The 25,245-nt window shown below is 60.2% G+C and carries 22 protein-coding genes, 1 tRNA gene and 1 pseudogene; 12 read left to right on the top strand and 12 right to left on the bottom strand.

Annotation, left to right across the window (positions count from 1 at the left end):
- The first annotated feature begins 24 nt into the window (after positions 1 to 24).
- From gpmI to DKB71_RS02160, 4 genes are all read left to right on the top strand, one after another.
- Positions 25 to 1,554 carry a 2,3-bisphosphoglycerate-independent phosphoglycerate mutase gene (gene gpmI / locus DKB71_RS02175; protein ID WP_274075153.1) on the top strand — a complete coding sequence of 510 codons (1,530 nt, stop codon included), beginning with the start codon at positions 25 to 27 and terminating at the stop codon, positions 1,552 to 1,554.
- Between the two features lie 231 nt (positions 1,555 to 1,785).
- Entirely contained in the window at positions 1,786 to 3,081 is a 1,296-nt protein-coding gene (locus DKB71_RS02170) for a murein hydrolase activator EnvC (RefSeq protein WP_323606511.1), read from the top strand.
- Positions 3,082 to 3,115: 34 nt separating this feature from the next.
- Complete coding sequence (locus DKB71_RS02165; protein WP_274075151.1) at positions 3,116 to 4,435, top strand: S41 family peptidase; 1,320 nt, start codon at positions 3,116 to 3,118, stop codon at positions 4,433 to 4,435.
- A gap of 1 nt (position 4,436) precedes the next feature.
- Entirely contained in the window at positions 4,437 to 5,204 is a 768-nt protein-coding gene (locus DKB71_RS02160) for a divergent polysaccharide deacetylase family protein (protein ID WP_274075150.1), read from the top strand.
- A 51-nt stretch (positions 5,205 to 5,255) separates the two neighbouring features.
- Here DKB71_RS02160 and DKB71_RS02155 read toward each other — a convergent pair whose 3' ends face one another.
- From DKB71_RS02155 to DKB71_RS02125, 7 genes are all read right to left on the bottom strand, one after another.
- Entirely contained in the window at positions 5,256 to 6,011 is a 756-nt protein-coding gene (locus DKB71_RS02155; protein WP_274075149.1) for an ABC transporter substrate-binding protein, read from the bottom strand.
- A 78-nt stretch (positions 6,012 to 6,089) separates the two neighbouring features.
- Positions 6,090 to 6,860, bottom strand: a complete 771-nt coding sequence (hisF, locus tag DKB71_RS02150; RefSeq protein ID WP_007897430.1) for an imidazole glycerol phosphate synthase subunit HisF — start codon at positions 6,858 to 6,860, stop codon at positions 6,090 to 6,092.
- Between the two features lie 9 nt (positions 6,861 to 6,869).
- A complete protein-coding gene (gene hisA / locus DKB71_RS02145; protein ID WP_408599506.1) occupies positions 6,870 to 7,607 on the bottom strand; it encodes a 1-(5-phosphoribosyl)-5-[(5-phosphoribosylamino)methylideneamino]imidazole-4-carboxamide isomerase in 738 nt (245 codons plus the stop codon).
- Positions 7,608 to 7,649: 42 nt separating this feature from the next.
- A complete protein-coding gene (locus DKB71_RS02140) occupies positions 7,650 to 7,907 on the bottom strand; it encodes a DUF2164 domain-containing protein (RefSeq protein WP_095077943.1) in 258 nt (85 codons plus the stop codon).
- Positions 7,908 to 8,546, bottom strand: coding sequence for an imidazole glycerol phosphate synthase subunit HisH (gene hisH, locus DKB71_RS02135; RefSeq protein ID WP_077186145.1), 639 nt, complete (start codon positions 8,544 to 8,546; stop codon positions 7,908 to 7,910). It abuts the gene before it with no gap.
- Positions 8,546 to 9,139: an imidazoleglycerol-phosphate dehydratase HisB gene (gene hisB / locus DKB71_RS02130; protein WP_007939452.1), complete on the bottom strand. Its 594-nt coding sequence runs from the start codon at positions 9,137 to 9,139 to the stop codon at positions 8,546 to 8,548. The genes hisH and hisB overlap by 1 nt, the downstream gene beginning before the upstream one ends.
- A 269-nt stretch (positions 9,140 to 9,408) precedes the next feature.
- Entirely contained in the window at positions 9,409 to 11,073 is a 1,665-nt protein-coding gene (locus tag DKB71_RS02125) for an OFA family MFS transporter (RefSeq protein ID WP_408599505.1), read from the bottom strand.
- 401 nt (positions 11,074 to 11,474) lie between these two features.
- Between DKB71_RS02125 and DKB71_RS02120 the strand changes: the two genes are divergently transcribed.
- From DKB71_RS02120 to DKB71_RS02105, 4 genes are all read left to right on the top strand, one after another.
- Entirely contained in the window at positions 11,475 to 13,700 is a 2,226-nt protein-coding gene (locus DKB71_RS02120) for an AsmA family protein (RefSeq protein ID WP_408599504.1), read from the top strand.
- Positions 13,697 to 14,764 carry an A/G-specific adenine glycosylase gene (gene mutY / locus DKB71_RS02115; RefSeq protein WP_408599503.1) on the top strand — a complete coding sequence of 356 codons (1,068 nt, stop codon included), beginning with the start codon at positions 13,697 to 13,699 and terminating at the stop codon, positions 14,762 to 14,764. Before DKB71_RS02120 ends, mutY begins: the two co-directional genes overlap by 4 nt.
- On the top strand, positions 14,761 to 15,033 hold the full coding sequence (locus DKB71_RS02110; protein ID WP_008024947.1) for an oxidative damage protection protein: 273 nt from the start codon (positions 14,761 to 14,763) through the stop codon (positions 15,031 to 15,033). Before mutY ends, DKB71_RS02110 begins: the two co-directional genes overlap by 4 nt.
- A gap of 103 nt (positions 15,034 to 15,136) precedes the next feature.
- Positions 15,137 to 15,212, top strand: a tRNA-Phe gene (locus DKB71_RS02105).
- Between the two features lie 162 nt (positions 15,213 to 15,374).
- Here the strand turns inward: DKB71_RS02105 and DKB71_RS02100 are convergent.
- From DKB71_RS02100 to DKB71_RS02085, 4 genes are all read right to left on the bottom strand, one after another.
- Positions 15,375 to 16,754, bottom strand: a complete 1,380-nt coding sequence (locus tag DKB71_RS02100; RefSeq protein WP_406591941.1) for an APC family permease — start codon at positions 16,752 to 16,754, stop codon at positions 15,375 to 15,377.
- A 172-nt stretch (positions 16,755 to 16,926) separates the two neighbouring features.
- Complete coding sequence (locus DKB71_RS02095) at positions 16,927 to 18,309, bottom strand: aspartate aminotransferase family protein (protein ID WP_323626204.1); 1,383 nt, start codon at positions 18,307 to 18,309, stop codon at positions 16,927 to 16,929.
- Between the two features lie 48 nt (positions 18,310 to 18,357).
- Entirely contained in the window at positions 18,358 to 19,155 is a 798-nt protein-coding gene (locus DKB71_RS02090) for a helix-turn-helix transcriptional regulator (RefSeq protein WP_274075141.1), read from the bottom strand.
- 268 nt (positions 19,156 to 19,423) lie between these two features.
- Positions 19,424 to 20,914: an aldehyde dehydrogenase gene (locus DKB71_RS02085; RefSeq protein ID WP_408599502.1), complete on the bottom strand. Its 1,491-nt coding sequence runs from the start codon at positions 20,912 to 20,914 to the stop codon at positions 19,424 to 19,426.
- A gap of 423 nt (positions 20,915 to 21,337) precedes the next feature.
- Here DKB71_RS02085 and DKB71_RS02080 point away from each other — a divergent pair.
- A pseudogene (locus DKB71_RS02080) lies at positions 21,338 to 21,532 on the top strand (TSUP family transporter); the annotation flags it as partial.
- Between the two features lie 328 nt (positions 21,533 to 21,860).
- On the top strand, positions 21,861 to 22,298 hold the full coding sequence (locus DKB71_RS02075; RefSeq protein WP_408599501.1) for a hypothetical protein: 438 nt from the start codon (positions 21,861 to 21,863) through the stop codon (positions 22,296 to 22,298).
- A gap of 146 nt (positions 22,299 to 22,444) precedes the next feature.
- Here the strand turns inward: DKB71_RS02075 and DKB71_RS02070 are convergent, their stop codons facing one another.
- On the bottom strand, positions 22,445 to 22,894 hold the full coding sequence (locus tag DKB71_RS02070) for a carboxypeptidase regulatory-like domain-containing protein (protein ID WP_323606519.1): 450 nt from the start codon (positions 22,892 to 22,894) through the stop codon (positions 22,445 to 22,447).
- Between the two features lie 238 nt (positions 22,895 to 23,132).
- Here DKB71_RS02070 and DKB71_RS02065 point away from each other — a divergent pair, with 238 nt between their 5' ends.
- Together DKB71_RS02065 and DKB71_RS02060 are read left to right on the top strand one after the other, a co-directional pair.
- Positions 23,133 to 24,185, top strand: a complete 1,053-nt coding sequence (locus tag DKB71_RS02065) for a YhcG family protein (protein ID WP_408601053.1) — start codon at positions 23,133 to 23,135, stop codon at positions 24,183 to 24,185.
- Between the two features lie 62 nt (positions 24,186 to 24,247).
- Entirely contained in the window at positions 24,248 to 25,210 is a 963-nt protein-coding gene (locus DKB71_RS02060; RefSeq protein WP_408599500.1) for an alpha/beta fold hydrolase, read from the top strand.
- The last annotated feature ends 35 nt before the right edge of the window (positions 25,211 to 25,245 follow it).

Raw genomic sequence — 25,245 nt, 5'->3', positions numbered from 1 at the left:
TTAATTCAGCCACGAGCGGACTCCATGACTACCACGCCTAAACCTTTGGTCCTGATTATTCTCGACGGCTTCGGTCACAGTGAGAGCCCTGAATCCAACGCCATCTTTGCGGCGAAGAAGCCGGTACTGGATCGTTTGTGGGCCACCGTGCCCAACGGCCTGATTTCCGGCAGCGGCATGGACGTTGGCCTGCCGGACGGCCAGATGGGCAACTCCGAGGTCGGCCACATGAATCTCGGCGCCGGCCGCGTGGTGTACCAGGACTTCACCCGCGTGACCAAATCGATCCGCGACGGCGAGTTCTTCGAGAACCCGACCATCTGCGCCGCCGTGGACAAAGCCGTCGCCGCCGGTAAAGCCGTGCACTTCATGGGCCTGCTGTCCGATGGCGGCGTGCACAGCCACCAGGATCACCTGGTCGCCATGGCCGAACTGGCCGCCAAGCGTGGCGCTGAAAAAATCTACCTGCACGCCTTCCTCGACGGCCGCGATACCCCGCCGAAAAGCGCGCAATCGTCGATCGAACTGCTGGACGCCACCTTCCAGGCCCTGGGCAAAGGCCGCATCGCCAGCCTCATCGGCCGTTATTTCGCCATGGATCGCGACAACCGCTGGGACCGTGTGTCCCAGGCCTACAACCTGATCGTCGACGGCCATGGCGAATTCAACGCCGCCACCGCCCAGGAAGGCCTGCAGGCCGCGTACGCGCGTGGCGAGAGCGACGAGTTCGTCAAAGCCACCTCCATCGGTGAGCCGGTGAAGGTCGAAGACGGCGACGCCGTGGTGTTCATGAACTTCCGCGCCGACCGCGCCCGAGAACTGACCCGCGTGTTCGTCGAAGACGATTTCAAGGAATTCGAGCGTGCCCGTCAGCCAAAACTGGCCGGCTTCGTCATGCTGACCCAATACGCCGCCAGCATTCCTGCACCTTCGGCCTTCGCTGCCGGCAGCCTGGAAAACGTGCTGGGCGACTACCTGGCGAAAAACGGCAAGACCCAGCTGCGCATCGCCGAAACCGAAAAATACGCCCACGTGACCTTCTTCTTCTCCGGCGGTCGTGAAGAACCTTTCCCGGGCGAAGAGCGCATCCTGATCCCGTCGCCGAAAGTCGCCACCTACGACCTGCAGCCGGAGATGAGCGCACCGGAAGTCACCGACCGCATCGTCGACGCCATCGAAAACCAGCGTTACGACGTGATCGTGGTCAACTACGCCAACGGCGACATGGTAGGGCACAGCGGCGTGTTCGAAGCGGCGGTCAAGGCGGTCGAGTGCCTGGACCTTTGCGTCGGCCGCATCGTCGAAGCGCTGGATAAAGTCGGCGGCGAAGCCCTGATCACCGCCGACCATGGCAACGTCGAGCAAATGTCCGACGAGGCCACCGGCCAGGCCCATACCGCGCACACCACCGAGCCGGTGCCCTTCATCTATGTCGGCAAGCGCGACCTGAAAGTCCGCGAAGGCGGCGTGCTGGCGGACGTGGCGCCGACCATGCTGAAACTGCTGGGCCTGGAACAACCGGCGGAAATGACCGGGACTTCGATTCTGGTCTGACCAGGATATCCCGAACACCGTAAAACCTTGTGGGAGCGGGCTTGCTCGCGAATGCGGAGTATCAGTCGACATCGTCGTCGCCTGACCCATCGCATTCGCGAGCAAGCCCGCTCCCACATTGGTTTTAGGGTGTTTTTGGGTCCAGTCATCACACAGTCAGAAATGGGCATTTTTTTTGCTGCGCTTGGCGGGCATACTAGGACGTCCCTTTCCCTGGTGTCGCCCGCCTCTATGCTCCGCGTCCTGATAGCCCTTGCCCTGACTTGCCTGCTCCAACCGGCCTTCGCCGACGAGCGCGCGCAAACCCAGCAACAGTTGGACGCCACGCGTCAGGACATTGCCGAGCTGAAAAAACTGCTGGGCAAGCTGCAGCAAGAAAAGTCCGGCGTGCAAAAAGACCTCAAGGGCACCGAAACCGAGATGGGCAAGCTCGAAAAGCAGGTCGAAGCCCTGCAAAAAGAGCTGCAGAAAAGCGAATCCGAGTTGCAGCGACTCGATGCGGAGAAAAAAAAACTCCAGAGCGCGCGCACTGAACAGCAGCGACTGATCGCCATCCAGGCCCGCGCGGCTTATCAGAACGGCCGCCAGGAGTACTTGAAACTGCTGCTCAACCAGCAGAACCCCGAGAAGTTCGCCCGCACGCTCACTTATTACGACTACCTGAGCCAGGCCCGCCTGGAGCAGCTGAAGAATTTCAACGAAACCCTGCGCCAGCTGGCCAATGTCGAAAAAGACATCGGTCTGCAGCAAGCGCAATTGCTGGTGCAGCAGAGCAGCCTCGAAACCCAGCGTGGCGAACTCGAGAAGGTTCGCCAGGAGCGCCAGCAAGTCCTGGCCAAGCTCAACGAAGACGTGAAGGCTCGCGACCAGAAACTGGCAGCCCGTGAGCAGGATCAGGCAGACCTGTCTAAAGTCCTTAAAACCATTGAGGAAACCCTGGCCCGCCAGGCTCGTGAGGCAGAAGAGGCGCGACAGAAAGCGCTGATTGCCCAGCAGGAAGCCGAAAAAAAGCGTTTACGTGAGGCCCAGGCGCAGGCAGATGCCAGCGATGACGCCCCACGCAAACCCGTTAAATCAACACCCGGCGCATTGGTTTCAAGCTCAGGCGAAACTTTTGGCGGTGCATTTGCGTCTACCCGCGGCAAACTTCCGTGGCCTGTCGATGGTCGACTGTTGGCACGCTTCGGTGAAAGCCGTGGCGACGATACCCGGACCAAGTGGGACGGCGTGATGATCGGCGCTTCTGCCGGCAGCACCGTGCACGCGGTGCATGGCGGTCGCGTGGTGTTCGCCGACTGGTTGCGCGGTGCCGGGCTGCTGGTGATTCTCGACCACGGTAACGGTTTTTTGAGTCTTTATGGTCACAACCAGACACTGCTCAAGTCTGCGGGTGACGTGGTAAAAGCCGGTGAATCCATCTCCACTGTCGGTAACAGTGGCGGGCAGGACACACCAGCGTTGTATTTTGCGATTCGTCAGCAGGGTCACCCGAGTGATCCGGCGCAATGGTGCCGCGCGCAAGGATAGGCGCTGAGTCACCTACATTAGGAGTTCGTTCGACATGCTGTATTTGTCCCGCCTTACCTCGCTGGCCCTGACGATCGCCCTGGTGATCGGCGCGCCTCTGGCGTTTGCCGCTCAGCCGGCCCCGGCAGTCGCGCCTGCGGGCACTGCCGCGACCACCAAGGCGCCATTGCCGCTGGAAGAGTTGCGCACCTTTGCCGAGGTCATGGATCGGATCAAGGCCGCGTATGTCGAACCGGTAGACGACAAGACCCTGCTGGAAAACGCGATCAAGGGCATGCTCAGCAACCTTGACCCGCACTCCGCCTACCTGGGCCCTGAAGATTTCGCTGAACTGCAGGAAAGCACCAGCGGCGAGTTCGGCGGCCTGGGCATCGAAGTCGGCGCCGAGGACGGCTTCATCAAGGTGGTGTCGCCGATCGATGACACGCCGGCCTCCAAGGCTGGCATCCAGGCGGGCGACTTCATCGTCAAGATCAACGGCCAGCCCACTCGCGGCCAGACCATGACCGAAGCCGTGGACAAGATGCGCGGCAAGATCGGCCAGAAAATCACCCTGACCCTGGTCCGCGACGGCGGCACGCCCTTCGATGTGACCCTGGCCCGCGCCATCATTCAGGTGAAGAGCGTGAAGAGCCAATTGCTCGAGTCGGGCTATGGCTACATCCGCATCACCCAGTTCCAGGTCAAGACCGGCGAAGAAGTGTCCAAGGCCCTGGCCAAGCTGCGCAAAGACAACGGCAAGAAACTCAACGGCATCATCCTCGACCTGCGCAACAACCCGGGCGGCGTGCTGCAAGCGGCGGTGGAAGTGGTCGACCACTTCATCACCAAGGGCCTGATCGTCTACACCAAGGGCCGCATCGCCAACTCCGAACTGCGCTTCTCCGCCACCGGCAAGGACGAAAGCGAAGCCGTGCCGATGGTCACGCTGATCAACGGCGGCAGCGCCTCGGCCTCGGAAATCGTCGCCGGCGCCCTGCAGGACCAGAAACGTGCGGTGGTCATGGGTACGCCGAGTTTCGGCAAAGGCTCGGTGCAAACCGTGCTGCCTCTGAACAACGAGCGCGCCCTGAAGATCACCACGGCGCTGTACTACACGCCAAACGGCCGCTCGATCCAGGCCCAGGGCATCATCCCGGACATCGAAGTGCGCAGGGCCAAGATCACCAACGAGCAAGACGGCGACTACTTCAAGGAAGCCGATCTGCAGGGTCACCTGGGCAATGGCAACGGCGGCGCCGACAAGCCGAGCAGTTCCGGCGGCAAGGCCAAGCCGATGCCGCAGGACGACGATTACCAACTGGCCCAAGCCCTGAGCCTGCTCAAAGGGCTGAGCATCACGTCCGGCCGCTGAGATGCTATTGCGGTTAGCCTTGGGGCTGTTGTGTTGCCTGGCGAGTGTTGCTCACGCAGCGCCCGCCCCGCAAAAGGCCTATATCACGCTGATCATCGATGACCTGGGGCAGAGCCTGCCCCGGGATCGCCAGGTACTGGCCCTGCCGGGCCCTGTGACTGCGGCGATCATGCCTGACACCCCCCACGCCACCGAATTCGCCCGCGAGGCCCATCGCGCCGGCAAGATCGTCATCCTCCACATGCCCATGGACCCGGCCACCGGGCCGTTCGCCTGGCGTCCTGACTTGCCCATCGACGAGCTTGAGAAACGCCTGAACGCCGCCCTTGAGGTGGTGCCCTACACCGCCGGCATCAATAACCATATGGGCAGCCGCATGACCGCCCAACGACCGGCCATGGCCTGGTTGATGGCTGACTTGCAGCGTCGACACAAGCTATTCCTGGATAGCCGCACCAGCGCACAGACGGTGGCCGCCGCCGAGGCGCAGAAGATCGGATTGGCGAGCGTTTCGCGTGATGTGTTCCTGGATGATGAGCGCACTGAAGCGGCAATTTTCACCCAGTTGCAGACAGCGATCAGCCTGGCTCACAAGCAGGGATCAGCGGTGATGATCGGGCATCCGTATCCGCAGACCCTGGCGGTGCTGGAGCGCGAGTTGCCGAAGTTGAAAGCCCAGGGGATCGAGTGGATTGATATCAAGCAGATGATCAGCGTGCGCGGTAATCGCGCGACGGCTGCGCATGGAAAGGATGGGGTTTACCGCTGAAAGGATCGCAGCCTGCGGCAGCTACAACAGGCGACGATCTTTTGATCTACCTTACAGATACTGCGCCATGATTTCGTCCACCTTGCCTTCCTTGCGCATCTGATCCAGCGCCGCCTGCAGTTTGGCCACCGTATCGTCCGGCACATCCTTGTTCAACGCCAGATAGAGCTCGGCGCTGTTGAAGCGCAGCACTGTCTTTAGCCCGCTCACGCCTTCCAGACGCGCCAGGTAGCGTCCGGCCGGATCACCGGTGGCCCACAGGTCGATCTGGCCGTTGACCAGTTTCTTCGCGTTGTCCTGGTCGCGCAGCACCACCACCGGTTTCAAGCCTTGCTTGGCAAGCGTCATGGCAATGGCGTCGCCCTTGTACGCGCCAATCCTGTACTTGCGCGCGTCTTCCAGCGTTTCGAGGGAGATTTTGCTGTCGGCCTTGGCCAGCATGATCCAGTCATCCGGACCGATCGGCCCGACCCACTTGAAGAGCCGCTCGCGGTCCGGCAAACGCGCCATCACGAATGCACCGTAGCCGGGATTTTCCAGTGCCAGCTTGTAGACCCGCTCCCACGGAAAACGCAGGGTCAGGCTATAGCTGATATCGGCGCGCTTGAAAATCTCACGGACGATGTCCACGGCGATGCCATTGATGTTCTCGTCCTGAGCGAAGTTCTTGCCGTTCCTGGCCATGTTGTAGGGCGGGAAGTTTTCCGTCAGCAACACCAGCTCTGTGGCGGAGCTGTCTGCCGCGCGCGCACTACCTAGGAGCAACAAGGAAGCGCTGGCGAGGACAAGAAGAATGGTTTTAAACATGTCTGGCTACCGAAATCCATGGCGTGCCCAAGAGTGCCCTGAGCCCGCCATGATGTCCACTGGCCTGCAGCGGTTTGTTCAGCGCATCACAATCCCGCGGTGTGCCATGTATGCCTTGGCTTCCTGAACGGTGTATTCACCGAAGTGGAAAATGCTCGCTGCCAATACTGCGCTGGCGTGGCCTTCGAGAATGCCGTCGGCCAGGTGCTGCAGGTTGCCGACGCCACCGGAAGCGATCACCGGAATGCCCAACGCATCGCTGATGGCGCGGGTGACGCCCAGATCGAAGCCATTTTTCATACCGTCCTGGTCCATGCTGGTCAGCAGGATCTCACCGGCCCCCAGGCCTTCCATCTTCTTCGCCCACTCAACGGCGTCGAGGCCGGTTGGCTTGCGACCGCCATGGGTGAAGATTTCCCAGCGCGGGGTTTCGCCAGGTCCCGAGACCTTCTTCGCATCGATCGCGACCACGATGCATTGCGAACCAAAATGCTGCGCCGCTTCGCCGACGAATTCCGGGTTGAAAACGGCCGCCGTGTTGATCGAGACCTTGTCCGCACCGGCATTGAGCAGGTTGCGAATGTCCTGCACGGTGCGCACGCCACCGCCCACGGTCAGCGGAATGAACACCTGGCTGGCCATGCGCTCGACGGTATGCAATGTGGTATCGCGACCGTCAACGCTGGCGGTGATGTCGAGAAAGGTAATCTCGTCGGCACCCTGCTCGTCGTAACGACGGGCGATTTCCACAGGGTCACCGGCATCGCGGATGTTCTCGAACTTCACACCTTTGACGACCCGGCCGTTGTCCACGTCCAGGCAAGGGATGATGCGTTTGGCCAGCGCCATGGTCAGTCCTCAGCCTTTATACGAATCGCAGAAAGCTTGCGCTTCAGCGACGTCGAGGGTGCCTTCGTAGATCGCGCGGCCGGTGATCGCGCCGATGATGCCTGGCGCCTTGGCGTCGAGCAGGGTCTTGATGTCACCCAGGTTGTGGATGCCGCCGGAAGCGATCACCGGAATCTTCGTGGCAGCGGCCAGCGCGGCGGTGAACGGCACGTTGCAACCCTGCATCATGCCGTCTTTGGCGATGTCTGTATAAACGATCGAGGACACGCCGTCGGCTTCGAACTGCTTGGCCAGATCGATCACCTGGATGGTGCTGATTTCGGCCCAGCCGTCAGTGGCGACGAAACCGTCCTTGGCATCCAGACCCACGATGATTTTGCCCGGGAACGCACGGCAGGCTTCGGCAACGAAGGCCGGATCCTTCACGGCTTTGGTGCCGATGATCACGTAGCTCACGCCCGCTTTCACGTAGTGCTCGATGGTTTCCAGGGAGCGGATACCGCCGCCGATCTGGATCGGCAGGTTCGGGTAGCGCCTGGCAATCGCCGTGACCACTTCGCCGTTGACCGGCTGGCCTTCGAACGCGCCGTTCAGGTCGACCAGATGCAGACGACGGCAACCGCCCTCCACCCACTTGGCAGCCATGCTCACCGGGTCATCGGAGAACACCGTGGAATCTTCCATGCGGCCCTGGCGCAGACGAACACAGGCACCGTCTTTGAGATCGATAGCGGGAATAATCAGCATCTGGCAAACCTTCAAATTCGAATGTTCAGCTTGGCTCGGAAATCAGTTTTTCTCGAGCGCCCACAGGTCGCTTTCGATGCTTTCGAACCTCTCTTTGAGGTGCGTCTGCACATCGAAAATCGCCCTGTTGTAATAGTGCGGAGCAATTTCACGGGTAAACAGCTCAAGAATCTCGGCCGCCTCGAACGAACCGAGGTCGAGCTCGAAGCGATCTTCCATGAAACGCTTGATCTTGCGATTGGCCTCGCTCTCCTGCTCGGGAGTGAGGGTCAGGATCGGCGGCTTCTTCTTGACGGCCATTTACCAGCGACCGTCCCACGCGGCGAAGTTCTGCAGCAACTGCAGGCCATGGGTATGGCTTTTCTCCGGGTGGAACTGCACGGCGAATCGCGAGCCTTCGGCCAGCGCTGCGGCAAAATCGACCCCGTAGTGACCGCCACCCACCACCTGCCGGGCATTGCCGGCGGCGATGTAGTAGCTGTGCACGAAGTAGAAACGCGCCAGGTCCGGAATGTCATGCCACAGCGGATGACTGACCTTCTGCTTCACTTCGTTCCAGCCCATGTGCGGCACTTTCAGGTGCTCGCCATCCTCGACCAGATCCTTGCCGAAGAACTTCACCTGGCCCGGGAACAGGCCGATGCAGTCGACGCCGTCGTTCTCTTCACTGCGCTCAAGCAAGGCTTGCATGCCCACGCAGATGCCGAGGAACGGACGGTCCTGGCTGACTTCACGCACCAGCGAATCGAAACCCAGGCGCCGGATCTCCGCCATGCAATCGCGAATCGCGCCAACGCCGGGGAAAACCACCCGGTCGGCTTCGCGAATCACGTTGGCATCGCTGGTGATCAGGACCTTGCCGGCACCGACGTGCTCGAGGGCCTTGGCCACCGAGTGCAGGTTGCCCATGCCGTAATCGATAACCGCGACTGTCTGCATTACAGGACGCCCTTGGTCGAAGGCATTTGCCCGGCCATGCGGTCATCGAGCTCCACAGCCATGCGCAGCGCGCGGCCGAAAGCCTTGAACACGGTTTCGATCTGGTGGTGGGTGTTGTGGCCACGCAGGTTGTCGATGTGCAGGGTGACGTTGGCGTGGTTGACGAAGCCCTGGAAGAATTCCTGGAACAGGTCAACGTCGAAGCCGCCGACGGTGGCACGGGTGTACGGAACATGCATCTGCAGGCCTGGGCGGCCGGAGAAGTCGATCACCACGCGCGACAGCGCTTCATCGAGCGGCACGTAGGCGTGGCCGTAGCGACGGATGCCTTTCTTGTCGCCGATGGCTTTGGTGAATGCCTGGCCCAGGGTGATACCGACGTCTTCCACGGTGTGGTGGTCATCGATATGCAGGTCGCCTTTGCTGACGATATCCAGGTCGATCAGCCCGTGACGGGCGATCTGGTCCAGCATGTGCTCAAGAAAAGGGACACCGATATCAAATCGGGCCTTTCCGGTGCCATCCAGGTTGATCGAGGCTTTGATCTGGGTTTCCAGAGTGTCGCGCTCGACTGACGCCATACGTTCGGCCATCACCAGCTCCGCAAAATCATTGGGCGAAAAAGGCAACCATTATAGGGGCGCGGGCGCGAAACAGAAACACGGGAGGTGATATCGCTGACGGAGTGAATCCACTACGGCCAATGGTGTACATGTCAGTACAAGCAGTCGAAACGCAGTATTTGCGTCCAGTGGAGATCAAATGTGGGAGCGGGCTTGCTCGCGAAAGCGGATTTTCAGACACATGAATGTTATCTGACACACCGCTTTCGCGAGCAAGCCCGCTCCCACATGGTTGGGTGTTAGTGGAAGAGTACCGCCGTCTTCTGCAGCGTCACCCAAACACCCCACGCCAATGGAATGCCCACCACCAACCACGCGGCAATCGCCAGAGGCTTGGTACCCGCCGCCGCTTTCCACTCCAGTGACGTACTGCTGTCAGCCCCTTTGTCGTGACCCAGCGCCTGTTCGGCAGCCAGTTCGGCGTCGGTCATGAAGTACTTGTCGGCCACCGGACGAACCAGCAGGTTGCACAGGAAGCCCAACACCAGCAGGCCCGCGAGGATGTACAGGGTGATGTCGTAAGCCGCGGCCCGTTCAACGCCGATGCTCAGCTGATACTCACGCAGGTAGTTCACCAGCACCGGACCCAGCACGCCGGCAGCAGCCCAGGCCGTCAGCAGACGACCATGGATCGCGCCGACCATTTGCGTACCGAACAGGTCGGCGAGGTACGCCGGGACAGTCGCGAAACCACCGCCGTACATCGACAGGATGATGCAGAACGCCGCCACGAACAGCGCAACGTTGCCCAGATGACCGAGGTTCGGGATCAATGCATACAGCCCGAAGCCCAGGGCAAAGAACACGAAATAGGTGTTTTTACGGCCCAGGTAATCCGAGAACGATGCCCAGAAGAACCGGCCACCGATGTTGAACAGGCTCAGCAAACCGGTGAAACCGGCGGCGATCGCCGCAATCGAGGCCAGTTGCGAGGCATCCAGCTGGCCAAATGCCAGGCCGTTGCCCAGCAACTTGCCGGCGAACACCTCCTGCAACAGAGGCGAAGCCATGCCGAGGATTCCGATGCCCGCCGATACGTTCAGGCACAGCACCAGCCATACCAGGCGGAATTGTGGCGTTTTCCACGCCACATTCACATGCACATGACGGTGGGTGATCATCGCGTTCGAGGCTTTTTTCGCAGGTGCCGTCCAGCCTTCAGGTTTCCAGCCGGTAGGCGGTACACGATAGGACAGCGCACCGCCGATCATGAACACGAAATAGATCGCGGCCATGACCAGGAAGCTCTGCCACACGCCGACACTGGTCGGTGAAGCGAAATGGCTCATCAACGCCGCCGCCAGGGGGGCACCGACCATCGCGCCCCCGCCGAAGCCCATGATCGCCATGCCGGTCGCCATGCCGCGTTTGTCCGGGAACCACTTGATCAGGGTCGACACCGGCGAGATGTAACCCAGGCCCAGGCCGATACCGCCAATGACCCCCGAGCCGATCCACATCAGCCAGATCTGGTGGGTATAGACCCCCAGCGCGGAAATCAGCAGACCGCCGCACCAGCACAGTGCCGAGACAACACCCGCCTTGCGCGGCCCGGCGTGTTCCAGCCAGCCACCCCAGATGGCTGCCGAGCAGCCCAGGAAGATGAAGAACAGGGTGTAGATCCAGCCGAGCATCGAAATCGGCCAGTCGCATTGCGAAGAAAAGACCTGGGCGATGAAGCCCATGTCCGGAGCACAAGCCACTGGCGCAGTGATGCCCAGCGCCTTGGACAGCGGCAACCAGAACACCGAGAAGCCATAGGCCATGCCGATGCACAGGTGGATGGCCAGCGCGGCCGGTGGCACCAGCCACCGGTTGAAACCGGGCCTGGCGATGATGCGTTCCTTGGAGAGAAACGCGGGCTGGCCGGCTTGAAGGCCGTCCGCCGTGATGCTCGTGGTCATTGTGTATCCCCCAATTATTATTTAGGTTCGCCAGCCACTCTTCGCCCTCAGCCTTAATGCACGCAGACATGACCGTTTTTTTGGGAAAAGCTCGCTTGTATGCGACATCTTGCCGCGCAGGGACGGACGAACGGGTGAAGCGTAACATTTGCCAGTGCGTGAAAAACCAAACTGACATCACGATTTCGATCGTTGTCTGTTTTCGTACCACTGAAGGAACCTCCCTTCCGGGCATTGTCGAACGGCTGAACAACTTCTTCGGTGCTGCGCCGAATTTGTAGGAAAAATTACTTTTTGCCTGGATGCTCGACACTCTGTCATGTGATCTGCCCGGTCGCTCGCGGCGGAGCGCTATACTCCCCGGCTAAATTTCGAATTCGACTAACTACAAGGACTCGCCCATGAAAGCGTTCGGCAAAATCCTGGGTCTGGTACTTCTCGGGCTGTTGCTGATCATAGTGGCGCTGGGCTTTGCCCTGACCCACCTCTTCGATCCCAACGACTACAAAGACGAGATACGCCAGATAGCCCGCGACAAGGCCCACATCGAGCTGACGCTCAATGGCGATATCGGCTGGAGCCTGTTCCCGTGGCTTGGCCTGGAGCTGCACGATGCGGCGGTCGCCACCCTGGCCAAGCCCGCCGATCCGTTCGCCGACCTGCAGATGCTCGGCCTGTCGGTCCGTGTGCTGCCGTTGCTGCGCCGTGAGGTGCAGATGAGCGACGTGCGCGTTGAAGGCTTGAACCTGCGCCTGAACCGCGACAAGGATGGCCACGGCAACTGGGAAGACATCGGCAAGGTGCCCAAGCCTGCAACCACGGGCACACCTGCCGAGACCACCGGCGAACCTGAATCGCCTACCACTGCCCAGGTGGAAAAACCGGCCCAGCCAATTCGCCTGGACATCGACAGCCTGACCGTCAACAACGCCCGCGTTGAATACAGCGACGAGAAAACCGGCAAGCAATTCAGCGCCGAAAGCATCCAGCTCAGTACCGGCCCGGTGCACGATTCCACCAATATACCGGTCAAGCTCACAGCATTCCTGGGCACCAACCAGCCGGTTCTGCGGGTGCGCACCGAGCTCGCCGGCGAACTGCGTTTCGAGCGTGCGCTGCAGCGCTACAAGCTCGAAGACATGAAGCTGTCCGGCGAAGTTGCCGGCGATCCGCTGCAAGGCAAGACCATGACCTTCGCCGCTCAGGGTCAGTTGCTGCTGGACAAGGCCGCCAACGTCGCCGAATGGACCGGGATCAAGGTCTCCGCCAACCAACTGCGAGCGCTGGGTGAGCTGAAGGTCAATGACCTGGACAAGACCCCACAGGTCAGCGGCGGGCTGTCGATTGCCCAGTTCGACCTGGCGAAATTCGTCGACAGCATCGGCCAGAAACTCCCGGCCATGGCTGAAGGCAGCCTGAGCAAGGTCGAAGTGGCCACGCGCCTGGCCGGCACGCCTTCCAGCCTCACGCTGGATGACCTCAACCTGAAAGTCGACGACAGCACCTTCACTGGTCGCATCGCCGTCGAGGACTTTGCCAGGCAATCCCTGCGCGCAACCCTCAAGGCCGACACCTTCAACGTCGACCGTTACCTGCCGCCGAAATCGGCCGAGGCCAACAGCGCCAAACAAGTGCGCCAGGCCGAAGTCGCCAGCACCGAAGCCGATGCCATGGCCGGGGCCGGCAGCACACCGCTGCCGCAATCCCCGACCAAGGAAGCATGGAGTAACGAACGCCTGTTGCCGGTGGAGCGCCTGGCCAAGCTGGATGTAGACGCCGACCTGACCTTCGGCCAGTTGACCCTGGAAAAGCTGCCGATCAAAAACGCCGTACTCAAGGCCAACGGCCAGGACGGACTGTTGACCCTGACGAGCCTGCGCGGTGACCTGTACGAGGGCAACTTCGACGCCAAAGGCACCCTCGATGTGCGCCAGCAGGCACCTGTGTTGAACATGCAGACGCAAATCAGCCGGGTGCCCGCGGAAAAAATCCTCGAAAGCCAGGGCAAGGAACCACCGGTCAAGGGCCTGGTAACGCTCAACAGCACCCTCACCGGTAGCGGCAACAGCCAGAAAGCGTTGATCGAAACCCTCAACGGCAACGCCAGTTTCGTCATCAACAACGGCGTGCTGCTCAATGCCAACCTCGAACAGCAGTTGTGCAAAGGCATCGCCACACTCAACCGCAAGTCCCTTAGCGGCGAGCCGCGGGGCAAGGACACACCGTTCCAGGAGCTCAAGGGCACCCTGACCTTCCGTAACGGCGTCGCCAGCAACCCGGACCTGAAAGTGCGTATCCCGGGCATGACCGTCAACGGCGACGGCGACGTCGACCTGCGCGTCCTGGGCATGGATTACCGCGTGGGCATCATCGTCGAAGGCGACAAGAGCGACATGCCGGACCCGGCTTGCCAGGTGAACGAGAAATTTGTCGGCATCCAGTGGCCGTTGCGTTGCCGCGGCCCACTGGAGCTTGGCGCCAAGGCCTGTCGCCTGGACAACGAACGCATGGGTCAGGTCGCGAGCAAACTGGCGGGCGAGCGCATCGGCGAAAAAATCGACGAGAAACTGGGCGACAAGGTCAGCCCGGAACTCAAGGACGCACTCAAGGGGCTGTTCAAGCGATGAGAGCCGAGCAGTTTTCATCGGCGGTACTGGAATGGTTCGACCGCCACGGCCGTCACGACTTGCCCTGGCAACAGGGCATCACCCCGTATCGGGTGTGGGTCTCGGAAATCATGTTGCAGCAAACCCAGGTCAGCACCGTGCTGAATTACTTCGACCGGTTCATGGCGTCGCTGCCGACGGTCGAGGCCTTGGCCGCGGCGCCCGAGGACGAAGTACTGCACCTGTGGACGGGCCTGGGGTACTACACCCGCGCACGCAATCTGCAGAAGACCGCGAAGATCGTCGTCGAGCAGTACGGCGGTGAATTTCCCCGCGACGTGGAAAAGCTCACCGACCTGCCCGGCATCGGCCTGTCTACGGCCGGCGCAATCGCCAGCATCAGCATGGGCCTGCGCGCACCCATCCTCGACGGCAACGTCAAGCGCGTGCTGGCACGCTTTACCGCGCAAGAGGGCTACCCGGGCGAGCCCAAGGTGGCCAAACAGCTCTGGGCAACCGCTGAGCGCTTTACGCCGCACGATCGGGTCAACGCCTACACCCAGGCGATGATGGACCTGGGCGCCACGCTCTGCACCCGCAGCAAGCCGAGCTGCCTGCTCTGCCCGCTGGAAAAGGGTTGTGAAGCGCACATGCTCGGCCTGGAAACCCGCTACCCGATTCCCAAACCACGCAAAGCCATCCCGCAGAAACGCACGCTGATGCCGATGCTCGCCAATGCCGAAGGTGCGATCCTGCTTTACCGTCGCCCCTCCACGGGCCTGTGGGGCGGTTTATGGAGCTTGCCGGAACTCGATGACCTCGACGACCTGCAACACCTCGCCACGCAGCACTCGCTGGCGCTGGGCAACCAGCAGGCACTGCCGAACCTGGTGCACACCTTCAGCCATTTCCAGTTATCCATCGAACCCTGGCTGGTTCAGGTCCAGGAGGCCGGCCATCACGTGGCCGAGGCCGACTGGCTCTGGTATAACCTCGCCACCCCGCCGCGCCTGGGCCTTGCCGCCCCGGTCAAGACCTTGCTCGAACGCGCGGCCGTCGTATTGAACGCAGGAGAGTCGTCATGACCCGCACCATCATGTGCCGCAAGTACAAAGAAGAATTGCCCGCCCTGGAGCGTGCTCCATTCCCGGGTGCCAAAGGCCAGGACATTTTTGACCACGTCTCGGCCAAGGCCTGGGCCGACTGGCAAAAACACCAGACCCTGCTGATCAACGAAAAGCGCCTGAACATGATGAACGCCGAAGACCGCAAATATCTTCAGGGTGAGATGGACAAGTACTTCTCCGGCGAGGAATACGCCAAGGCCGAAGGCTACGTTCCGCCTGCGGAGTAAGCCCTTGAAATCGGGGGTCGGATCGTAAGCGACGGTAATAATTAAATATTTTTTGATAACTTGCTTGACGACCCCCTGAAAAACCAGTTTAATGCGCCCCGTTGCCCAGATAGCTCAGTCGGTAGAGCAGGGGATTGAAAATCCCCGTGTCGGCGGTTCGATTCCGTCTCTGGGCACCACCTTCCGTTTTCAGGTGATGCCAAGCACACCTGAAAGCACACAAAAAACCCGCCTGGTGCGGGTTTTTTGCTTTCTATGGTTTGCTCCCCTGTAAGCCCCCCGTGAAAGCCTGGTCGGCGATCACGAGGGGCGGCGGGCGCAGTCCGGCCTCTGCGCTCCGATCACTCCGCCATCTGCAACTCCGGCAGCTTCACCCGGAACCCACGCGTTACGCCCAGCAAACAAAGCAGCCCCAACCCCATCCAGCACAGCCCAATCATGAACGACATGCTGGACAGGCTGGTCCACAGCCAAATAGTGCTGAGGAACCCCAGGGCCGGTACTACGCCGTATAGCAGGCAGTTGCGGGTGCCGCGCAGCTTCTGGTCGACCAGATAATGCTTGATGACCGCCAGGTTCACCGCCGAGAACGCGAAGAGCGCGCCGAAGCTGATCATGTTGGCCACGGTATCGAGGGTGATGAACAGGGCAATCAGGGAGAACAGGCTGACCAGCATGATCGCGGTGGCCGGCACGCGCTTCTTCGAGACCAGCCTGCCGAACACCCGGGGCAGTGCGCCATCGCGACCCATGGCGAACAGCACCCGGGAGACGCTGGCCTGGGAGACCATCGCCGAGGCAAAACAGCCGGCCACATAGGTGGCGGTAAAGGCGGTCACCAGCAGTTCTCCACCCACGCGGCGCATGACGTCCAGCGACGCCGAGTCCGGGTCGGCAAAGGTGTTCCATTGCGGATAGACCATTTGCGCGAAATACGAAACCAGGACAAACAGCAGGCCACCGAGCAGGCTCACCACCATGATCGCGAGGGGGATCAGGCGCCGTGGGTTGGGTGTCTCCTCGGCCATTGTCGACACGGCGTCGAAGCCGAGAAAGGACAGGCACAGGACCGCTGCGCCGGTCATGATCAACGGAACACTGAAGCCTTCATGATGGAAGGGTGCGAGCAGCGAAACCGGCTCTGTTTGATCCCCCAGGTTGTGGATCGACAACGCAACGAACACCACGATGAAGACCAACTGGACAACCACGAGCAACAGGTTGACCCGGGTGATGGATTCGATGCCGATCAGGTTGAGGAAGGTCACCAGGGCAATGGAGCCGAGCACCCACACCGCAGCGGGAACCGCGGGGAAGTATTCGGACATGTAGATGCCGATCAGCAGATAACTGAGCAACGGCAGGAAGATGTAGTCCAGCAACAAGGTCCAGCCGGCCATGAAGCCAAAGTAGCTGCCGAACGCCTTGCGCGTATAGGAGTACACGGACCCCGAATACGGATGCGCCTGCACCATGCGTCCGTAGCTGTAGGCGGTCAGCAGCATGGCGGCGAGGGTCAGCAGGTAGGCGGTGGGCAAGTGGCCCTTGGTCATCTGGGTCACCAGGCCATAGGTGGTGAACACCGCCAGCGGGACCATGTACGCCAGGCCGAAGAGGACCAGGGCGGTAAGACCGAGGGATTGTCGAAATCTGCCGGGCGAAACCGATTCCGACGGGGAATGATGGGAAGGAGTATCGGCCACGCTTGTTATTGTATTCATTGCTGACTCCTGAAAATTTGAATGCAGGACGCTGCGGTATCCGAAGAACGGATACCGTGAGTGATTGGTCTGCTGAAGGGCGGGCTGCCCAGTGTCGGGCAGCCTCTTGTTCAATCGATAGGCACGCAGGGTGATTTAACGCTGTCGATCACCAACCCGCTCACAGATGACTTCAGAGCTTTCCCGCGATCCGTGCGGTGCGGTCTACCGCGATGCGGGTCTTTTCCACCAGCTCGTCCAGCTCTGTGCGCGTTGCCACGAGTGCCGGCGCCATGATCATGCGGCCAAGCGTCGAGCGAATGATCACGCCCTCTTCAAAACCAAAGGTGCGACATTGCCAGGCCAGGTCGTTTTCGTTGGCGAAGCGCTTGCGTGTCGCCTTGTCCTCGGCGAACTGCAAGGCCGCGACGAGGCCCGCGCCCTGGATCTCGCCAATCATCGGGTGGTTGCCAAACACCTCGCGCAGAATCTGCTGCAGGTACGGCCCGGTGTCTTCCTTCACCTGGCGAACGATGCCTTCATCACGCAGTGCCTTGAGGTTGGCGAGCGCCACCGCGGCCGCGACCGGGTGTCCGGAATAGGTCAGCCCGTGGGCGAAAACACCGCCCTGCTCCACCAGCGCGTCGGCAATGCGCTTGCCCAGCACCAGGCCACCCATCGGCACGTAGCCGGAGGTCAGGCCCTTGGCGATCGACAGGGTGTCCGGCTCGAAACCGAAGTGCTCGTGGGCGAACCACTCGCCCGTGCGGCCAAAGCCGCCAATCACTTCATCGGCACACAGCAGCACATCGTATTGACGGCAGATGCGCTGGATTTCCGGCCAGTAGCTCTCGGGCGGGAAGATCATGCCGCCAGCGCCTTGGAAGGGTTCGGCGATAAAGCCCGCGACATTTTCGGCGCCCAGCTCAAGAATTTTCTCTTCCAGTTGCAAGGCGCAGCGACGACCGAACTCGGTCGGGGTCAGCTCGCCGCCCTGGGCGTACCAGTAAGGCTCATCGATGTGCGCGATGTCCGGAATCAGGCCGCCCATCTCGTGCATGAACTTCATCCCGCCCAGCGCAGTGGCCGCCAGGGTCGAGCCGTGATAACCGTTCCAGCGGCCGATCATGATCTTCTTCTGCGGCTTGCCGACGACCTGCCAGTAACGGCGTACGGTACGGATCAGCACCTCGTTCGCTTCGGAGCCGGAGTTGGTGTAGATGACGTGGCTGTAGTGGCCCGGCAGGAGGCTGAACAGCAGCTCGGACAGCTCGATCACCGCTGGGTGGGTGGTGTGGAAGAACATGTTGTAGTACGGCAACTGGTTCATCTGCGCAGCCGCCGCAGCGCTCAGGTCCTTGCGACCATAACCGAGCTGGGTGCACCACAGGCCCGACATGCCGTCCAGGTAACGCTTGTCGTCGTTGTCCCAGAGATACAGGCCCTCGCCGCGGACCATCACCCGAGGACCTTCGGCATTGAGCGCCTTTTGATCCACAAACGCATGGATGTGGTGGGCGGCATCGGACTTCTGGTAATCCTCAGTCTGCCGTTTCGGTTCGAAGGGTGCATTCATGGCTTTTTTCTCTTTTGTTGGTAGTCACGCGAGGGGTAGCAAGTCCGCTCAGCGGGTCTTGCTCATGTAGCTTTCAAGAGGGTCTTTGCTGAGCACGCCCTGGGCTTCGGCCAACGAATCGATAAACAGTGAAAACAGCTCCGATTGCGTGCCGATGTCGAGCTTGCAGTAGACGTTCTTGCGATGAGACTTGATGGTGTCCTCCGACACCCCGAGGCGCTCGGCCAGGGAGCGGGTCGAATGGCCACGCAGGATCAGTTGGGCGATGCGGCATTCGCGCTCGGTCAGGATCGACGAACCGAAGTTGTTCAGTGCCGAGTGGATGCGCTGCTCCAATTGGTTTTCAAATCGAGCGCCGCGCGTGTCCAGGCCGACAAAATGCTTGCCCAGCAAGGTCAGGATCCAGGGCGTAATGCACTTGAACTGCTGCGTCGTAGCCGCGTCGAGCTTTTCCGTGAACGCCAGCGAGACAGCCAGGCTCAGCCCGGGAGCAGACTGCAGGATGTAGTTCAACTCATCCTGCAGGTGCGAGTGCCGATAGAACGACTGGTAGTACTCGCTGAGTTCGAAGTGGTCGGGAGCGACGTCAGCGAGGTCGTAGCAACCGGAGCTGACGCCTTCCACACAGGCACCGTAGAACGGGTCGAGCAGATAGAACCCTGACAGGTACTGGCGCACATTGCCTTGCGGCAGCCAGGGACCGTCAAGTTCGAACAGCGCGCTGGGCATACCGCCATGGGGATACAGGTACAGCGTCGTCGCCTGAATGGGCCAGATACAGCCCAGGGTTTCGAACAGCGTCGCGGCGAATCCCGGTTGGCCGATACTCTCGGTCACCTTGGCCATCTGTTCGAACCATTGCGCAGAAAAAAACCGATCGTTTTCCACTTCAAAGACTCGCCGAAAGAACGGTTGGGAGCGACACGAGGTTACGGGTGTCGGGGTTGAAATGATGTTCCCACGCTCGCAAAACTGCCGATATCACCCGTTAGGGTGAGTCGACCAATGGGTGCTGAATGACCGCTCCAGCAGCCCCGCAAGCAGGAAAAGCACGCCACCCCGAGGGGTGCGTGCAGATGGGTTTTCCCTGCCACGCCTTGCGACGTGGTCGGTCTCAACGAAGCTGGAACCAGGTGGTTTTGAGTTGCGTGTACTTGTCGAACGAATGGAGGGAAAGATCGCGCCCGAAACCGGACTGCTTGCCGCCACCAAAAGGAATGGCGACATCCAGTGCATCCATGGTGTTGACCGAAACAGTCCCGGCCTTCAATGCCCGGGCCACCCGATGAGCGCGGTTCAGGTCATCGCTCCAGACTGAAGCGGCCAGCCCGTAGATGCTGTCGTTGGCCAACTCAATCGCCTCTTCTTCGGAGTCGAAGGCACTGATGGCCAGCACCGGACCGAACACTTCATCACGCGCCAGGTTCATGTCTCTACCCACGCCAGCGAAAATCGTCGGCTGGATGAAGTTTGAAGAACCATTGATCGTCAGGCGATCGCCGCCTGCCAGGAGCTTCGCGCCTTCACCCCGTGCCTGCTCGATCGCCTTCATGATGCGGGTGGCTTGCTCGCTATCGACGATCGCACCTGCCCTGCTTTGTGGGTCCAACGGATCACCGGGCATCCAGGTCCGAGCCTTGGCGATCAGGAGCTCGACGAACTCATCGTAGATAGAGCGTTGCACGTAAAGCCGGGAGTTGGCCGAGCAGACTTCGCCCTGATTGAAGAAAATGCCGAACGCGGCTTTTTCCGCGGCCAGATCCAGGTCCTGACAGTCTTCGAAGACCAGGTTCGGGCTCTTGCCGCCGCACTCCAGCCAGACCTGCTTGAGGTTGGACTGCGCCGAGTACTGCATGAAGTACTTGCCGACCTGGGTCGAGCCGGTGAACACCAGGCAGTCCACATCAGGATGCAGCCCCAGGGCCTTGCCGGCGCTTTCGCCCAGGCCCGGGACAACATTCAATACCCCTTCCGGTATGCCGGCCTCGAGCGCCAACTGCCCCAGTCGCAAGGCAGAGAATGGCGACTGCTCGGCGGGTTTGAGGACCACGCTATTACCGGCGGCCAATGCCGGGGCGAGCTTCCAGGCCGCCATGTCCAGCGGAAAATTCCATGGCACCACGGCAGCAACCACCCCCAGGGCCTCACGAGTGATGGTGGCGAGGGCATTGCGCGCGGTCGGCGCGACCTGGTCGTAGAGCTTGTCCAGGGCTTCACCGTACCAGGCGAACACATGGGCCGCGCCAGGTACATCGATGTTGTAGGCATCCATGACCGGCTTGCCCATGCTCAGCGAGTCGAGCAGTGCCAGCTCCTCGCGGTTGGCCAGCAGCAGTTCGGAGAGCCGGATCAGGATCTTCTTGCGTTCCACCGGGGCCATACGGGCCCACGGCCCCTCTTCAAACGCCCGGCGAGCCGAGCGTACGGCGAGGTTCACTTCGTCCTCGCCGCAGGCGGTGACACAGGCCAACAGCTGGTTGGTCGCCGGGTTGATCACCTCGAAAGTCGCACCCGAAGCGCACGCAACCTGCTGCCCTGCGATCAAGGCATTTGAAATGAATGTTTGCCGGGCAGCCCGCTGCTGCCAGTAGTTGAGATCGAGCACACGCTACTCCCATGCCGACCGCTGAAACGGTCAGTTATTATTGGTTTCGCTGGATCATGCTCGACTCTGGCGGCGAGGAAAAATAGTAAAAATATGCTCGGTTCTTAAGAAAAAGCTCGGTAGTGCCGGGGGGTGTGGAGCAGTAGGCCACGCGTCGTAGCGTCCGAACGAAACTCATAAGTCAGTAACCCCCCACCTCCCTATCGCCACGCCAGCAAGCGCCTTAACGCTTGCGAGGCCGAGAAGTGTCAGGTGCGGTCATCGGCCATTTTTGCCAGTCTCACGAGTCTGTCTGAACTCTCCGTCCGATTTAACGGAAATGGACGACATACCCTGATCATGAAGCTGAGCAGAATCGGAAGCGGAGCTGCCTGAACGAACAGTCATGGGATTAATGGGCAATAACTACAAGGAGGGAATGTAATGTCCTGGGATGTAATTGGCATGTTGGCGCTCGTTGCTTTTTGCGCCGGCTTTTTTGATGCAATTGCCGGTGGTGGCGGGCTGATTACTTTGCCTGCCTTGCTTTTAGCCAGTGTCGATCCCATCAGTGCGATAGCCACCAACAAATTCCAGGCGGCTTCGGCGACCATATCGGCAACAGTTACCTTTGCCCGCGCGCTGGCTATCAAGCTTCTGAGCGTGGAAACCAATCCCTTGCGCGTTGCCTTCACGCACTTGGTAGCCTCGCTCTGATCGCCAGCCTTCACTGAGTGAACGAAACCCTGAATTGCGAGATTCAGGGTTTTTTATGCCCGGGATTTAACCAAATCCATCGCAAACGAAAATTCCTACGCCTACAAGGCACTCCTTCCCTAGATTTGTGCCAACTCTTCATACAGCGCTCTAGGATCCCTCTCATAGAGGGCACACGCTTACCCGGTGAAAATACTGCAGCAGCCAATTTGCCTGCATGCATTCACGTTTAAACGTAAGGAAGCAGCTATTGAACACGCTTTTGAAGTTCCTCGCCCTATCGACAATCATTGCCACCGCCAGCGGCTGCGTCAGCTACAACAACAGCCAGCCGTCCTCGCCAATCGACAGCACCGTCAAAGCCGACCTGAAAGCGGACATCGCTGTCGGTGACGCGATCTCCGGCCAGTCTTCGGTCAACGTTCTGTTCGGTTTCCTCAAATTCGGCGGCGATTCCCAATTTGCCGACGGCGTCAGCTATGGCGGTCAGAGCGGCGCCTTGAGCGGCCTTGGTCTGGATCCCGTCAGCGCGGTTAAATCTGCTGTGGCCTACAAAGCGGTCAAATCTTCCGGCGCCGACCTGATCGTCGCCCCTCGCTATGAAGTGAACGAAGAAAACTACTTCATCTTCAAGAAAGTATCCGTCACCGTAAAAGGCAACAAAGGCAACATCCGCAGTATCCGCTAACTCCATCCCCCAGGTGTTTGTTCAGCAAACCATCCATCGCACGCCGGCAAACCGAAAACTCTAGCGCGCGATGTTCCGCAAACAGCAGTGAAAGCTGCTGTTTGCGGATTTGAACGCTGACGAAATCGTTTCACGCCTACACTCGGCTAGACATCACCATTCCAGTGAAATACCAGATTGCGCGCGGTTCCCGTGCCAACATCCGTGGTATCACGCCGCTGTTCGCCAGCACGGGTCGCAACCACCGTGTACTTGCCAGGAGGCAGCTGGACGTAAACCAGCGGACCCGCTTGAGTCAGGGTCAACACGCTCTGTCCCTGCGCGTTATGAATGACTACATCGACGTCCGGAATGTATTTGTTCTCGACGCCGACAGAGAACGTCATATGCAGGTTGTAACCGGTGGTTTGCTGGATCGCTTTCGCCTCATCCTCACCGATACCGCCAGACAGGTAGGTAATTCCGTTTTGTTCCTGCCGTTGAACCTGCACGCCCGAATTGTCGATCGGCTCGAGGCTGGCAGCGTGCGGTGCAATCGGAAACATCAACACACCGATGGCGACAAAGGGCAGGAACAGTGACTTCACAGATTTCATGATGCGACTCCCGGGCTCCATGGAACCCAATCGTTACTCAATTTTGATTTCCGGCGCCGTTTTCGTGTTCTAGAACGATTTGTACTTGGAGCCACTACGAAACGTACTACGTGAATCGCTCCGTCACCCTTCACGCCTATCAGTCCGGTCCTTCGGTCTTTTCAGCTGCGCCCTGCAGCATCGACCCATGCTCTCTTGCCATTCTCTTCTGCCTGTTCAGCTTATTGCGGAAGACTCCATGAGCGCCCTCGTCCCCGATGACACACAAGACCCAAAAATCACCTCACTGCTCGGCAATCTTGGTGAGCTGATCCGCCAGGCACGACAGAAGGTGTTGCGCGCGTTTGATACCATTCAAGTGCAAAGCTGCTGGCAAATCGGTCGGCATATTGTCGAATTCGAGCAGGAAGGAGCCCGGCGGGCGGGGTATGGAAAACAATTGCTTTCGACCTTGGCCAAGGTACTTACAGCGGAATTCGGCAAGGGCTTCGACGCCTCCAACCTTCGGTATATGCGCCTGTTCTACCAAGCGTTCCCAATTTGTGACGCACTGCGTCACGAATTGAGCTGGACCCACTACCGCAGGCTGCTAAGAGTCGACAACGAAAACGCCCGCCTCTGGTACATGAACGAGTCTGCCACCCAAAACTGGTCAAGCCGAGCGCTGGAGCGCCAGATCAATACCCTGTACTACGAACGTCTTTTGGCGAGCCGCGATCGCTGCCCCGTCATTCAGGAAGCAACCACCAATATTCAGCAAATGAAGGCCAGCCCTCGGGACTTCATCCGCGATCCGGTTGTGCTGGAATTCCTTGGCCTGCCCAGTGCCGGCAGGCTTCAGGAAAGCGAGATCGAACAGGCTCTGATCGAACAGTTGCAGGATTTCCTGCTCGAACTGGGCAAAGGCTTTGCTTTCATCGCCCGGCAACAGCGCATCAGCGCCGAGAGCAAGGACTTCTACATCGATCTGGTTTTTTACAACTACTTGCTCAAGTGCTTCGTCATCTTCGATATCAAGCGTGGTGAACTGACCCATCAGGATGTAGGCCAGATGGACATGTACGTGCGCATGTACGACGACCTCAAGCGGGGAGAAGAAGACGGCCCCACTGTCGGCATCATTCTCTGCGCGCAAAAGGATGAGTCCGTAGTGCGCTACTCAGTGCTGGAGGGCAACGAACAATTATTTGCCAGCAAATACCAACTGGTACTGCCGAGCGAGGAAGAGTTACGCGCGGAACTGGATCGAGAGCGGGCAGTGCTTGAAGAGCGACTTCATCAGGAACCGTGATGGATTGTTCATACGCGGCGTGAAGACTATTGTTGTCAGCTACCCGCAAAGGTCCGACGCCAATGAATGTGCAGGACATGGCATCCCTCGCCCCCACTCAAATCGAGCTTCCGCTAACGACTGGCGCTTCGGGCGAACCGTTCAAGCAACCCGCCGCCGACGGTTTCGTCCTTGGCGGCTTCACCTGGCGGCATGCGGAGCCGGACGCTTCCCGGGCAGTCGTCATCATCAACGCCGCCACATCGGTGCGCTGCCGACACTACTCGCGCTTCGCCGATTACCTGTTTGCCAACGGCTTCGATGTCATCACCTACGACTACCGCGGCATCGGCGAATCACGGCCCGCATCGATGAAAGGACTGAAGGCGTCCTGGTCCGACTGGGGCGCCCTGGACTTCGAGGCGATGCTCAAGCGCGCACAGCGTGAGTTTCCAGGTCAGCCGATCGATGTGGTCGGTCACAGCTTTGGTGGCTGTGCAGCGGGGCTGGGAGCGTCCGGACAGCTAATCCGTCGCCTGGTGACGGTCGGCGCGCAATTCGCTTACTGGCGCGACTATGAACCCGCTCATCGCTGGCGGATGTTTGGCAAGTGGCATGTGGTGATGCCGCTGGTGACGATGCTCTGCGGCTACTTTCCCGGCAAACGCCTCGGCTGGCTGGAAGACACGCCAGCCGGTGTAGTGCGCGACTGGAGCACGCCCACCGCGCGTTACGAGAAGCGTCCCAGCGGCCAGGACATTCATGTCAGACACTTCGCTGCCGTCACCGCGAAAACCCTGGCGATCAGCCTCAGCGACGATCCCTACGGCACAATCCCGGCCATCGAACGCCTGCTCGGCTACTTCACCGCCAGCACCAACACTCACCTGCGCATTACTCCCGAAGACATCGGCGAGCAGGAAGTTGGTCATTTCGCCTTTTTTCGCAGCGCATACCAAGCCACACTATGGCCCATTGCACTGTCCTGGCTGCAAAACGGCGAGCTGGCCCCCGACACACCCGGGCGGACAGTGCCTCGCCGCTGAGTCACCTGCCCTTTTAATCGAATTACGGAACGACG

Origin of the sequence: Pseudomonas sp. PLMAX (genome assembly GCF_046042685.1) — a bacterium.
GTDB lineage: Bacteria > Pseudomonadota > Gammaproteobacteria > Pseudomonadales > Pseudomonadaceae > Aquipseudomonas > Aquipseudomonas putida_AE.
This window is presented reverse-complemented; position numbering and strand designations above follow the sequence as displayed.